Raw genomic sequence first — 12066 nt, forward strand, 5'->3', positions numbered from 1 at the left:
GCATTATGCGCCGTGTGCGTTTCTGCGCGTTTCTGACCGGGCTGCTGCTGGCCGCCCCTCTGTATGCCGCCGACGGCTGGCAGGCCATTCAGCAACAGGCCAAAGGCCAGACCGTCTGGTTTAACGCCTGGGGCGGCGATCCGGCGGTCAACCGCTACCTGGCGTGGGTCAGCGGCGAGATGCAAACGCACTACGCCATTACGCTTAAAATCGTCCCGCTGGCGGACGCTGCCGATGCGGTAAAACGTATTCAGACCGAAGCCGCCGCGGGGCGTAAGACCAACGGCTCGGTTGACCTGCTGTGGGTCAACGGCGAAAACTTCCGCACGCTGAAAGAGGCGAACCTGCTGCAAACCGGATGGGCGCAGACGTTGCCAAACTGGCGCTATGTCGATACCCGCAAACCCGTCACGGAGGATTTTGCGCTTCCCACCGACGGCGCGGAATCGCCGTGGGGCGGCGCGCAGCTGACCTTTATCGCCCGCAAAGCCAGCATGCCGACGCCGCCGGAAGATCCTCAGGCGCTGCTGGCTTACGCGCAGCAGCACCCGGGCAAGGTGAGCTACCCACGCCCGCCCGATTTTACCGGTACCGCGTTTCTGGAACAGCTGCTGCTGACGCTCACCGCGCATCCGCAGGCGCTGGAAAAAGCACCCGATGACACCTTTGCCGAGGTGACCGCGCCGCTCTGGGCCTACCTTGATAAGCTGCACCCGCTGCTGTGGCGTGAAGGAAAAGATTTCCCGCCTTCCCCTGCGCGCATGGACACCCTGCTTGCCAGCGGCAGCCTGAACCTGTCGCTGACCTTTAACCCGGCGCACGCCCTACAGAAGGTGGCGAGCGGCGAACTGCCCGCCGACAGCTTCAGCTTTGGTTTCCAGAACGGAACGATCGGCAACGTCCATTTTGTGGCGATCCCGGCTAATGCCAGCGCGAGCGCGGGGGCAAAGGTGGTGGCCAATTTCCTGCTGTCGCCGCAGGCGCAGATCCGCAAGGCCGACCCGGCCATCTGGGGCGATCCGAGCGTGCTGGATGCCAGAACGCTGCCCGAAGATGAAGCGAAACGGCTGCTGGCCCATACGCCTCAGGGGCTGCCAAAGGTGCTTGCCGAGCCGCAGTCCGCCTGGGTGAACGCGCTGGAGCAGGAATGGCTGCGTCGCTACGGCACCCGCTAAGCTGGCTCGTCTGGCTGGCGATGGCGGTCATTTATCTGCCGCTCCTGCCCGCCAGCGCCATGCTGTTTGCCCCGGCGTTTTCGCTGACAAACTGGCAGCGGCTGCTAAACGACCCGCAGCTGCCCCAGGCGACCATTGCCACGCTGGTCTCAACGCTCGTCGCCACGCTGGGCGCGTTGCTGATCGCCCTTCTTCTCGTCAGCCTTCTGTGGCCTGGGCAACGCTGGCGACGTCTCACCACCCGCCTGCCGTGGCTGCTGGCGATCCCCCACGTGGCGTTCGCCACCGCCGCGCTGCTGCTGTTTGCCGAAGGCGGCCTGTTTTATCAGATCTGCACCGTCTGTTCGCCTCCGTTTGACCGCTATGGCGTCGGGCTGGGCCTGACGCTCGCGGTCAAAGAGAGCGCGTTTGTCCTGTGGGCCATTTACGCCGTGCTGCCGGAAAAGCGGCTCGCGCAGCAGAAGATCGTTCTGCAAACCTTCGGCTACGGGCGTTTTCAGGCGCTTAACTGGCTCCTCCTTCCGGCTATCGCGCCGGTTCTCGGCGCGGTGATGCTGGCGGTGCTGGCCTGGTCACTGTCGGTCGTGGACGTGGCGCTCGTTCTCGGTCCCGGCAACCCGCCGACCCTGGCCGTTCTGGCCTGGCAGTGGCTGAGCCAGGGCGACGCGCAGCAGCAGGCAAAAGGGACGCTGCTGTGCCTGCTTCTCCTTCTGCTGCTGGCCGCGCTTGCCGCAGCAGGCTATGGCCTGTGGAAGGGATGGCGTCGCACGTTTCTGGACCTTAGCGGAACGCGTCCCCGGACTCATCTCGTGCTGCCAGAGCGGGCACTGGGCGGGTTTCTGCCCGCGTGCGGCGTCCTGTGCGCCGCGGTGCTGCTGATGCTGGCGCAGCGGGATGACGTTGGCCCGGTGGGGAACAGCCTTTCCTTCGGCCTCTTTTCAGGCCTGATTGCCCTGGCCGTCGGCTTACTCTGGCTGGAATGGGGCCCGCAGCGCGGCGCGCTCTGGGTGTGGGCACCGCTCGCCCTTCCGGCGCTGCCGCTCGTCACCGGCCAGTATGCCATTGCGCTGCGCGTGGGCTTCGACGGATACTATGTCGCCGTGCTCTGGAGCCACCTGCTGTGGGTATGCCCGTGGACGCTTCTGGTGCTGCGGCCCGCCTGGCAAAGGATCGATCCCCGGCTGATCCTTACCGCCAGAACGCTCGGCTGGCGACGGGCAAAAATATTCTTACTGCTGAAATGCCCCCTGCTGGCGCGTCCTGCGCTGCTGGCCTTTGCCGCCGGCTTTTCCGTCAGCATGGCGCAATACATGCCGACGCTCTGGCTTGGCGCGGGGCGTTTCGCCACGCTGACCACCGAAACCGTCGCGCTCAGCAGCGGGGGCAGTATTCCGATTCTCGCTAACCGGGCGCTGGGATTACTGCTGGTCACGGGCACGGTGTTTGGTCTTGCCGCCCTGCTATCCCGGCTCGCGGGCCGCTCCCGACAAGGATTACGTTAATGCTGAAGGTCAACGATCTCACCATCGAACCGCTTTTCCGCGGGGTCAGTTTTTGCGTTCCCCGCGGGGAGATTGTTACCCTGATGGGGCCGTCCGGCAGCGGTAAATCGACTCTTTTTGCGTGGATGGTCGGCGCGCTGTCAGACGACTTTCAGGCACGGGGCGAACTGTGGCTCGACGCGCGCCGCTGCGACGGTCTCCCCGTGGAGTCCCGAGGGCTGGGCATTCTCTTTCAGGACGCGCTGCTGTTTGACGCTTTCAGCGTCGGGCAGAATTTGCTGCTGGCCTTGCCCGGGCGCATCGCCGGACGCGCGCGGCGCGAAGCGGTCGAGCAGGCGCTGGATTCCGCCGGGCTGAGCGGTCACTTCGCCAGCGATCCGGCCACCCTTTCCGGCGGAGAGCGCGCCCGGGTCAGCCTGCTGCGCGCCCTGCTCGCCGAGCCGCAGGCGCTGCTGCTGGATGAACCGTTCAGCCGCCTTGATAAAGCGTTGCGCACGACGTTTCGGGCCTGGGTATTTGACACTCTCCGCGCGCGCAATATCCCGGTGGTGCTGGTCACGCACGATGAGGACGATATTCCGCCCGGCGGCGAGCTGATTGAGATTTCTCGCTGGCAATAATGTGCTAACGCAATGTTTTCCGTTTCGGGAGAGACGACAATGCCCCCCTCTTTTACTGACGTCAGGTTATTCGATGAAACGTGTTTCTCAACTGACCGCGCTGGCCCTGCTCTGCGGCCTCGCCTCTTTTTCTTCTCTGGCGGCTGATATGCCCAACGCGATGACGCTGTCCCAGCTTCAGGCGCAGCACGGCACGCCCGTCGACACCCGCGCCAGCGCCTTCTATAACGGCTGGCCGCAGACGTTCAGCGGCCCCTCCGGGCATGAACCCGCCGCCCTTAACCTTTCGGCCAGCTGGCTTAGCGCAATGAGCGACGAACAGATTGCGCGCTGGGCAAAACAGCATCAGCTGACGCCTGCAGCGGCCATCGCGCTCTACGGCGACGAGACCGATACCCAGGCGGTGAAAGCCCGTCTGGAGAAAGCCGGTTTCAGCCACGTTTCGCTGCTCAGTGACGCTCTGCAGTCGCCCGACCGCCTTCAGCGCCTGCCCCACTTTGAACAGCTGGTTTACCCGCAGTGGATCCACCGCCTCCAGCAGGGTAAACCCGTGACCGCCGCGCCTGCGGGTGACTGGAAAGTGATTGAAGCCGCCTGGGGCGCACCGAAGCTTTACCTGCTGAGCCACATTCCCGGCGCGGGCTATATCGACACCAACGAGGTGGAAAGCGAGCCGCTGTGGAATAAAGTCTCCGACGACAGGCTGAAAGCGATGCTGGCTAAGCACGGGATCCGCCACGACACCACCGTCATCTTGTATGGCCGCGACGTCTACGCCGCCGCGCGCGTGGCGCAGATTATGCTCTATGCGGGCGTGAAGGACGTGCGTATTCTCGACGGCGGCTGGAAGGCGTGGTCAGATGCCGGTCTGCCGGTTGAGCGCGGTACGCCTGCGAAAGTGACGCCAGCCCCCGATTTCGGCGCGCCGATCCCCGGCCAGCCGCAGCTGATGGTCGATATGGACCAGGCGCGCGGCATGCTGCACCGTCAGGACGCCTCCCTGGTCAGCATTCGTTCGTGGCCGGAGTTCATCGGCGAAACCAGCGGCTACAGCTACATCAAGCCAAAAGGTGAGATTGCCGGTGCCCGCTGGGGTCACGCGGGCAGCGATGCCACCCACATGGAGGATTTCCATAACCCGGACGGCACCATGCGCAGCGCTGACGACATCGCCGCCATGTGGAAAACGTGGCATATCCTGCCGGAACAGCAGGTCGCGTTTTACTGCGGCACCGGCTGGCGGGCGTCCGAAACCTTTATGTACGCCCGGGCGATGGGCTGGAAAAACGTCGCCGTCTATGACGGCGGCTGGTACGAATGGAGCAGTCACCCGCAAAACCCGGTGACCACCGGTGCACGCGGGCCAGAAAGCGCTCTCTAAGAATTGAGTGACCTCAGCGTCACGTAGCCGCTCCAGACGCGCGTTGTGGTGGTCAGCCAGCACAGCGCGCCGAATACCCACGCGAACAGCGTAAAGTGCGCCGGAAACAGGCAGCACAGCACGAACAGCGCGATAGTCTCCGTTCCCTCCGTTAACCCGCCGATATAGTAAAACGACTTGTGCGCATAGCCGGGGTTGTCGATGTCGTGCTTCGCCGCCAGCGCCGCAAAGGCCAGAAAGCTGCTGCCGGTCCCGATAAACGCAAACAGCAGCCAGGCGGCCGCCAGCGCGTTTTCTGCGGGCGCGGCGAGCGCAAAGCCAAACGGCACCAGAGCGTAGAACAGAAAATCTAGTGCGATATCAAGAAACCCTCCCGCATCGGTCAGCCCTCTGCGGCGCGCCAGCGCCCCGTCCAGACCGTCCAGCAGGCGGTTCAGAACGATGGCGACCAGCGCCGCCGGATACCAGCCGAGGGCCAGAAACGGCAGCGCCAGCACGCCAACGGCAAACCCGGTCAGGGTTAAGCCGTCGGGGGTGATGCCCGGCTTATCCAGCACGGAAACCAGACGATGCAGAACGGGCTTAACCCGCGGGTGGAGGTGACGGTCAAGCATCAGGCTTCCCTTTAAGCGTGGCGCACAGCCCCTGCGCCGGAATATCCAGCGCGGCGTTAAAGCGGGCGGAGAGGTTCTGAAACGCAATGAGCGCCGTCATTTCGGCGATGGCGTCATCCGTAAAGTGGCGCTTCAGCGCCGTTCTGATGGCCTCATCCGTCCGGGGCGGCGTGGCGGTGACCGCCTCGGCGTAGGCCAGCGCCGCGCGCTCCTGATCCGTAAACAAGGCGGAATTTCGCCAGTCGGCCACGGCCTGCACCTTATCCAGCGCGCCGCAGCGCTCGGCCAGCCGCAGGCTGTTGGCATCAATACAGAACGCGCAGTGGCAGAGCTGGGACACCCGCGTCATAAGCAGCGAACGAAGCGCGGGCGCCAGGCGCGCGCGACGACGCTCCAGAAAGCCGACAAACAGCGCCACCAGCCAGAACAGACGCGGCATGCGCCCCCACCAGCGGGTGGGATTTAGCACCGCGCCAAAATGCTTTTTCTGCATGGCGGCAATCGGCTTAAGGCTGGCGGGAAGGGATTTGAGGGGGGCAACCCAGGCGTTCGTCTCTTTCACCTGATTCTCCTGATAGCTGGACTCTGAGAAAGGGCACGATAATATGTCTTTTTTTGCCATCAATTATTGACGACCATGCTGAAAACACTCGATGTCGTTGCCGCCATCATCGAAAAAGACGACAACATTTTACTGGCGCAGCGCCCTGCCCACGCCGACCAGCCCGGAATGTGGGAATTTGCCGGCGGAAAAGTCGAGGCGGGTGAAACCCAGCCCGAGGCGCTTGTCCGCGAGCTGCGTGAGGAGCTGGGCATTGACGCCCTGCCGGGACAATACGTGGCAAGCCACCAGCGGGAAGTCTCGCAGCGCTTAATCAACCTGCACGCCTGGCACGTTCCTGCTTTTCGCGGCGAGCTCACGGCGCACTACCACTGCGCGCTGGCGTGGTGTTCGCCGGAAGAGGCGTTTAGCTACCCCTTAGCCCCCGCGGATATTCCGCTGCTGGAAGCGTTTATTGCTTTACGCGACGCCAGACGAGCGGGTTCGTGCTGATAGCGCGCTCGTCGCGCTGGCACTGCAGCAGCACGCCCTCGGCTTTCACCACCGCCCCTTCAGAGTAGTTCTGATTCTGATAGATACAGCACTGATTGCAGGGCTGCACCGTTTGGTTCTGCCCGCTGGCGCTAAACACCTCCGGCGGTACATTCACCTCCACGCCCGGGCGAAGGCGGTCAGCCTGCGCGCCTGCGGTCAATACTAACGCTAACGCGGCCATCACGTAACGGTTCATAAACTTACCTTCCTGTTATGTCCTGATAATGACTATAACGGTAAACCCGAGCGGAACCTTTAATTTATCTCGCCATCGCTTTTGGTTATGACCCGACTCGGGTCATTAATTTCCCTTTCGTTTTAAATTTATGCTTGCCTCACAAAGCAGTACGGGTGGTATAGTCAAAAAAACAACACAAATCGCATAAGTCATAAGCAAACATTATTATAAGAGGTTCTTATATCTATGGATCAGACACGCTCTCTGGAAAGTTTTCTTGCCCACGTTCAGCAGCGCGACCCGCACCAAAGCGAGTTCGCGCAGGCCGTGCGTGAAGTGATGACCACCCTGTGGCCCTTCCTTGAACAAAACCCGCGCTATCGCCAGATGTCGCTGCTTGAACGCCTCGTCGAGCCCGAGCGGGTGATCCAGTTCCGCGTGGCCTGGGTGGACGATCGCAACCAGGTACAGGTTAACCGCGCGTGGCGCGTGCAGTTTAACTCCGCCATCGGTCCGTTTAAGGGCGGCATGCGTTTTCACCCCTCCGTGAACCTGTCCATTCTGAAATTCCTCGGCTTCGAGCAGACGTTCAAAAACGCCCTCACCACGCTGCCCATGGGCGGCGGGAAAGGCGGGAGCGATTTCGACCCGAAGGGCAAAAGCGAAGGCGAAGTGATGCGTTTCTGCCAGGCGCTGATGACCGAACTCTGGCGTCACCTGGGCCCGGATACCGACGTGCCTGCCGGTGATATCGGCGTGGGCGGACGTGAAGTGGGCTTTATGGCCGGGATGATGAAAAAGCTCTCCAACAACAGCGCCTGCGTGTTTACCGGCAAGGGGCTGTCGTTTGGCGGGAGCCTGATCCGCCCGGAAGCCACGGGCTATGGGCTGGTCTACTTCACCGAGGCCATGCTCAAGCGTCACGGTTTAGGCTTTGAAGGGATGCGCGTCGCGGTGTCCGGCTCCGGTAACGTGGCGCAGTACGCGATTGAGAAAGCGATGCAGTTTGGCGCTCGCGTGGTGACCGCCTCTGACTCCAGCGGCACGGTGGTGGATGAAGCGGGCTTCACGGCGGAAAAACTGGCGCGCCTGTGTGACATCAAAGCCAGCCGCGACGGCCGGGTGGCGGATTATGCCCGCGAGTTTGGCCTGACCTATCTGGAAGGGAAGCAGCCGTGGGGCGTACCGGTGGATATCGCCCTGCCGTGCGCCACGCAAAACGAGCTGGACGTGGAGGCCGCGCGCACGTTGATTGGCAATGGCGTAAAAGCGGTGGCCGAAGGGGCGAATATGCCGACCACCATCGACGCGACGGATCTGTTCCTGGAAGCGGGCGTGCTGTTTGCCCCTGGCAAGGCCGCTAACGCAGGCGGCGTGGCGACCTCTGGCCTCGAGATGGCGCAAAACGCCGCGCGTCTCGGCTGGAAGGCGGAAAAAGTGGATGCGCGCCTGCACCACATCATGCTGGATATTCACCACGCCTGCGTGGAGTACGGCGGGGAAGCGTCGCAAACCAACTACGTGCGCGGGGCGAATATTGCCGGGTTCGTGAAGGTGGCGGACGCGATGATTGGTCAGGGCGTGGTGTAAGGCCGCAGCGCCGCTTTTCGCCGGGTGGCGGCTGCGCCTTACCCGGCCTACGAAAATTCGCGCTCTTTTTTTTTAGATGATTGGGCAGGTCCAGACGTTGTAGGCCCGGTAAGGCGTAGCCGCCACCGGGCTTTTTTTTTCAGGCCGCAGTGCGGCTTACGAAATTATGCCGCGCTCTTTTTCTTTTTAAACGGTTTCTTCGCGCCGCCACCGGGTGCAACCATCCCTCTGAACGTTTTTACCGGCGTGCTGCGCGCCTGATCGATCAGCTGATAAAGCGTCCCGACCAGCGGCTGCATAAAGTCCTGATAGCGGCACTGCTTCTCGCTGATCTGCGTCAGCACCGATTCCCAGTGCGCCGTCATGTCCGGCCTGGCGGCCAGCTCCGGCAGCGAGTGAATCAGCGCGCGGCCCGGCTCTGTCGAATGGATATAGCGCCCTTTCTTTTCGAGAAAACCGCGCTTAAAGAGCAGCTCGATGATCCCCGCGCGGGTTGCCTCCGTCCCCAGACCGTCGGTGGCGCGCAGGATCTTCTTCAGATCTTTATCCTGAACAAAGCGGGCGATCCCGGTCATCGCCGACAGCAGCGTTGCATCGGTGAAATGGCGCGGCGGCTGGGTCTGACGTTCCACCACTTCGCCCTTCTCGCACAGCAGCTCGTCATCTTTGGCGACCACCGGCAGCGGCGTGCCGTCGTTCTCCTCGTCACGCTCTTTGTTCCCCAGCAGCGTGCGCCAGCCGGCTTCCGCGAGGAAGCGCGCTTTGGCGATGAACTTGCCTTTGGCAATCTCAAGCTCAATCACGCACTTGCGGAATACGGCATCCGGGCAGAACTGCATCAGGTACTGTCGGGCGATCAGGTTATAGACCTTCGCTTCGTTATCGGTCAGGTTAACGCCGCTGGCGCGCGCCGTCGGGATAATCGCGTGGTGGGCGTCCACCTTTTTATCGTCCCAGCAGCGGTTATGGGTGTCCGGGTTTACCGCCGGTTGCGGGAGCAGATCCGGCGCGTGCACGCTAATGGCGTTCATCACCGAATGGCGACCGGCAAAATGCTCTTCCGGTAGATAGCGGCTGTCGGAACGCGGATAGGTGATCAGCTTGTGGGTTTCGTAGAGCTTCTGGCAGATGTCCAGCACGTTCTGCGCGCTAAGGCCAAAGCGCTTCGCGGCCTCAATCTGCAGGGCCGACAGCGAAAACGGCAGCGGCGCGGGTTCTGATTCCCGTTTATCGTTATAGCTGGTGACGATAGCAGGCTGACCGGTGATGCGGTTAACCACATGCTCCGCCAGCGGACGATGCAGCAACCGCCCCTCTTCATCCTGGTAAGATTCGCAGGCGTCGCTCGGCTGCCAGACGGCGGTAAAGCGCTCGTCTTTCGGGGTGACGATATGCGCTTTTACTTCAAAGAAATCTTTGGCGACGAAATTCTCGATCTCTTCGTCGCGACGCACGACCAGCCCCAGTACCGGCGTTTGCACGCGGCCCACGGAGAGTACGCCCTGATAGCCCGCGTTACGCCCAAGAATGGTGTAGGCTCGGGTCATGTTGATGCCGTACAGCCAGTCGGCGCGGGCGCGGGCTAAAGCCGAGACGCACAGCGGGATAAACTCGCTGTTGGCGCGCAGGCGCGAAATGGCTCGCTCCACCGCCTGCGGGTTGAGGTCGTTAATCAGGCAGCGCTGCACCTGCTGGCGCTTTTCCGGCGCCAGCTCCAGGTAGTCCAGCACCTCATCCACCAGCAGCTGCCCTTCCCTGTCCGGGTCACCCGCGTGCACGATTTCATCGGCTTCATGCAGGAAGCGCTTGATCACGTTGAGCTGTTTGGTCACCGACGGCCGGGGCTGCAGACGCCATTTTTCAGGCACGATGGGCAGATCGTTCAAATTCCAGCGGGCGTAGCGGCTGTCGTAGACGTCCGGCTGCGCCTGCTCAAGCAGGTGACCAATACACCAGGTGACCACCTGCCCGTTACCGCATTCGATAAAGCCGTCGCCTTTGCGGTGCGGCTTAGGCAGCACGTCGGCGATAGCGCGCGCCAGGCTCGGCTTTTCGGCAATAAACAACCGCATCGAATTAACGGATCTCAATCATCGGTCGGCCACCTCGCGCGGTCACCAGCTCGCCGATCGCCGTCAGGGTGATGCCGAACTCGGCAGCGGTCGCCTGAACCTCGGCTTCGGATTCAGGCGTGACCGCCAGCAGCAGGCCGCCGGAGGTTTGCGGATCGCACAGCAGGTTGCGCCATTCTTCAGGCATTTCGCCCATCAGATGACCGTAGCTGGCGAAGTTGCGTTGAGTACCGCCCGGAACGGCGCCCTGAGCAATGTACGCTTCCACGCCCGGCAGTTTCGGCACGTCCTGATACCAGACCTGCGCCTGCACGCCCGCGCCCTGACACACTTCCGAGAGGTGCCCCAGCAGCCCAAAACCGGTCACGTCGGTCATCGCCTTCACGCCGTCGATATTGGCAAACGCCGCGCCCGCAAGGTTCATCTGGCACATCACTTCCGTTGCCAGACCTTTGTGCTCCGGCTTCAGCAGGGATTTTTTCTCGGCAGTGGTCAGCACGCCAATGCCCAGCGGCTTGGTAAGGAACAGCTTGCAGCCCGCCTGCGCGGTGCTGTTGCGCTTCACGCGCTCGGTCGGCACCACCCCGGTGACGGCCAGGCCGAAGATAGGTTCTGGAGCATCAATCGAGTGACCGCCGGCCAGCGCAATTCCCGCCTGCTGGCAGGCGAAACGACCGCCATCAATCACCTCGCGGGCAACTTCCGGCGGGATGGTGTTGATCGGCCAGCCCAGAATGGCAATCGCCATGATCGGCTTACCGCCCATCGCGAAGATATCGCTGATGGCGTTGGTGGCCGCAATGCGCCCGAAGTCGAACGGGTTATCGACAATCGGCATAAAGAAGTCGGTGGTGCTGATAATGCTGGTGCCGTTACCTAAGTCATAAACTGCAGCATCGTCACGCGTTTCATTGCCGACAAGCAGGTTCGGGTCGACAAACTTCGCCTGTTCGCTGTGCAGGATGGTCTCCAGCACTTTCGGGGAAATTTTACAACCGCAACCGGCTCCGTGGCTGTACTGCGTTAAACGAATAGTTTGCTCGCTCATGGACGTCTCCTGTCATCTCAATCGCGCTATGGTAGCGCTCATTCCATAAAGAGGTAAGTATGACTGTCTGAATTCTGCAGCGGATGCTCAGAATCCAGACAGTTTAGCGCGGGTTATCAGAAGCGGCTGACGAAAGGCGTGGTGTCCGGCACGCTGATGGTGCTGGAGGCTTTAAGCTGCGGGGTACCGAGGTAGAGGAAACCGACAATTTTGTCGTGCTCGCCACAGCCAAAACCGTCGCGAACTGCCGGGCTCTCGGTCAGCGCACCGGTGCGCCAGATGCCGTTAAACCCTTGCGCGACGGCGGCCATCTGCATTGCCATTACCGCACAGCCTGCGGACATTTCCTGCTCCCAGACCGGCACCTTATGGTCCGCACGGCATTTCGCCACGACGGCGATAATCATCGGCGCGCGGAACGGGGCATTGCGCGCCTTGTCGATGCCTTTCTCATCCTGCCCGGCGGCAATCGCGCCCTGCTCCAGCAGCTGGCTGAAACGATCGCGGCCTTCGCCTTCAATCACAAAGAAGTGCCACGGCTGCAGCGTGCCGTGATCGGGGGCACGCATGCCGGCACGCAGAATGTTCTCCAGCTGCTCGCCTGCCGGGGCAGGTTCAGCCAGACGGGAAGCGCTACGGCGGTTAACAAGCAGTTCGAGTGCGTCCATTGGTTAACTCCTTTCTTGAAATTTACTCACAAAATTAACACGACGGCAGATTTTGTTACAGCCTGGCAGGCGATTCCTGCTGACAAGTGGCGGTTGGGTCATTACGATAACCCAACATTACC

General features: G+C 62.0%; 12 protein-coding genes. 6 read left to right on the forward strand and 6 right to left on the reverse strand.

Annotated features, from left to right (window positions below; translation table 11 throughout):
• Nucleotides 1-14 precede the first annotated feature (14 nt).
• The 4 genes from ACJBF3_RS07155 (at nt 15) to ACJBF3_RS07170 (ending at nt 4678) form a co-directional block, all read left to right on the forward strand.
• The gene (locus tag ACJBF3_RS07155; protein WP_045327129.1) at nt 15-1175 is read left to right on the forward strand and encodes an ABC transporter substrate-binding protein; all 1161 of its coding nucleotides are present in this window, start codon (nt 15-17) and stop codon (nt 1173-1175) included.
• The gene (locus ACJBF3_RS07160) at nt 1148-2677 is read left to right on the forward strand and encodes a thiamine ABC transporter permease (RefSeq protein ID WP_045327030.1); all 1530 of its coding nucleotides are present in this window, start codon (nt 1148-1150) and stop codon (nt 2675-2677) included. The genes ACJBF3_RS07155 and ACJBF3_RS07160 overlap by 28 nt, the downstream gene beginning before the upstream one ends.
• A complete protein-coding gene (locus tag ACJBF3_RS07165; protein WP_045327029.1) occupies nt 2677-3297 on the forward strand; it encodes an ATP-binding cassette domain-containing protein in 621 nt (206 codons plus the stop codon). Before ACJBF3_RS07160 ends, ACJBF3_RS07165 begins: the two co-directional genes overlap by 1 nt.
• Nucleotides 3298-3370: 73 nt before the next feature.
• Nucleotides 3371-4678 carry a sulfurtransferase gene (locus ACJBF3_RS07170; protein WP_406544867.1) on the forward strand — a complete coding sequence of 436 codons (1308 nt, stop codon included), beginning with the start codon at nt 3371-3373 and terminating at the stop codon, nt 4676-4678.
• On the opposite strand, the gene ACJBF3_RS07175 is transcribed toward ACJBF3_RS07170, so the two are convergent.
• Nucleotides 4675-5292, reverse strand: coding sequence for a CDP-alcohol phosphatidyltransferase family protein (locus ACJBF3_RS07175; protein ID WP_045327028.1), 618 nt, complete (start codon nt 5290-5292; stop codon nt 4675-4677). The genes ACJBF3_RS07170 and ACJBF3_RS07175 overlap by 4 nt on opposite strands.
• On the reverse strand, nt 5285-5854 hold the full coding sequence (locus ACJBF3_RS07180) for a carboxymuconolactone decarboxylase family protein (protein WP_045327027.1): 570 nt from the start codon (nt 5852-5854) through the stop codon (nt 5285-5287). Before ACJBF3_RS07180 ends, ACJBF3_RS07175 begins: the two co-directional genes overlap by 8 nt.
• A 75-nt stretch (nt 5855-5929) precedes the next feature.
• Between ACJBF3_RS07180 and ACJBF3_RS07185 the strand changes: the two genes are divergently transcribed.
• Complete coding sequence (locus ACJBF3_RS07185) at nt 5930-6346, forward strand: pyrimidine (deoxy)nucleoside triphosphate diphosphatase (RefSeq protein WP_045327026.1); 417 nt, start codon at nt 5930-5932, stop codon at nt 6344-6346.
• Here ACJBF3_RS07185 and ACJBF3_RS07190 read toward each other — a convergent pair.
• On the reverse strand, nt 6306-6584 hold the full coding sequence (locus ACJBF3_RS07190) for a DUF1496 domain-containing protein (protein ID WP_045327025.1): 279 nt from the start codon (nt 6582-6584) through the stop codon (nt 6306-6308). The two genes, ACJBF3_RS07185 and ACJBF3_RS07190, sit on opposite strands and share 41 nt — an antisense overlap.
• Before the next feature lie 228 nt (nt 6585-6812).
• Here ACJBF3_RS07190 and gdhA point away from each other — a divergent pair, with 228 nt between their 5' ends.
• Nucleotides 6813-8156 carry an NADP-specific glutamate dehydrogenase gene (gene gdhA, locus ACJBF3_RS07195; protein ID WP_045327024.1) on the forward strand — a complete coding sequence of 448 codons (1344 nt, stop codon included), beginning with the start codon at nt 6813-6815 and terminating at the stop codon, nt 8154-8156.
• Between the two features lie 164 nt (nt 8157-8320).
• On the opposite strand, the gene ACJBF3_RS07200 is transcribed toward gdhA, so the two are convergent.
• From ACJBF3_RS07200 to ACJBF3_RS07210, 3 genes are all read right to left on the reverse strand, one after another.
• Nucleotides 8321-10228 (reverse strand): DNA topoisomerase III, encoded by a 1908-nt coding sequence (locus tag ACJBF3_RS07200; protein ID WP_047723679.1) that lies wholly within the window; start codon nt 10226-10228, stop codon nt 8321-8323.
• Nucleotides 10229-10232: 4 nt separating this feature from the next.
• The gene (selD, locus tag ACJBF3_RS07205) at nt 10233-11276 is read right to left on the reverse strand and encodes a selenide, water dikinase SelD (protein WP_045327022.1); all 1044 of its coding nucleotides are present in this window, start codon (nt 11274-11276) and stop codon (nt 10233-10235) included.
• 116 nt (nt 11277-11392) lie between these two features.
• Nucleotides 11393-11944: an NAD(P)H nitroreductase gene (locus ACJBF3_RS07210; protein WP_045327021.1), complete on the reverse strand. Its 552-nt coding sequence runs from the start codon at nt 11942-11944 to the stop codon at nt 11393-11395.
• Between the last annotated feature and the right edge of the window lie 122 nt (nt 11945-12066).

Origin of the sequence: Enterobacter sp. PP-008-ECC_S150 (assembly GCF_045257065.1) — a bacterium.
Taxonomy (GTDB): Bacteria; Pseudomonadota; Gammaproteobacteria; order Enterobacterales; family Enterobacteriaceae; genus Enterobacter; species Enterobacter chengduensis.

Coding starts and splice junctions, on each gene's coding strand:
- ACJBF3_RS07160 (WP_045327030.1), top strand. CDS start 1,148: ATGGCTGCGTCGCTACGGCACCCGCTAAGCTGGCTCGTCTGGCTGGCG.
- ACJBF3_RS07200 (WP_047723679.1), bottom strand. CDS start 10,228: ATGCGGTTGTTTATTGCCGAAAAGCCGAGCCTGGCGCGCGCTATCGCC.
- ACJBF3_RS07175 (WP_045327028.1), bottom strand. CDS start 5,292: ATGCTTGACCGTCACCTCCACCCGCGGGTTAAGCCCGTTCTGCATCGT.
- ACJBF3_RS07165 (WP_045327029.1), top strand. CDS start 2,677: ATGCTGAAGGTCAACGATCTCACCATCGAACCGCTTTTCCGCGGGGTC.
- ACJBF3_RS07170 (WP_406544867.1), top strand. CDS start 3,371: ATGAAACGTGTTTCTCAACTGACCGCGCTGGCCCTGCTCTGCGGCCTC.
- selD (WP_045327022.1), bottom strand. CDS start 11,276: ATGAGCGAGCAAACTATTCGTTTAACGCAGTACAGCCACGGAGCCGGT.
- ACJBF3_RS07210 (WP_045327021.1), bottom strand. CDS start 11,944: ATGGACGCACTCGAACTGCTTGTTAACCGCCGTAGCGCTTCCCGTCTG.
- ACJBF3_RS07185 (WP_045327026.1), top strand. CDS start 5,930: ATGCTGAAAACACTCGATGTCGTTGCCGCCATCATCGAAAAAGACGAC.
- gdhA (WP_045327024.1), top strand. CDS start 6,813: ATGGATCAGACACGCTCTCTGGAAAGTTTTCTTGCCCACGTTCAGCAG.
- ACJBF3_RS07190 (WP_045327025.1), bottom strand. CDS start 6,584: ATGAACCGTTACGTGATGGCCGCGTTAGCGTTAGTATTGACCGCAGGC.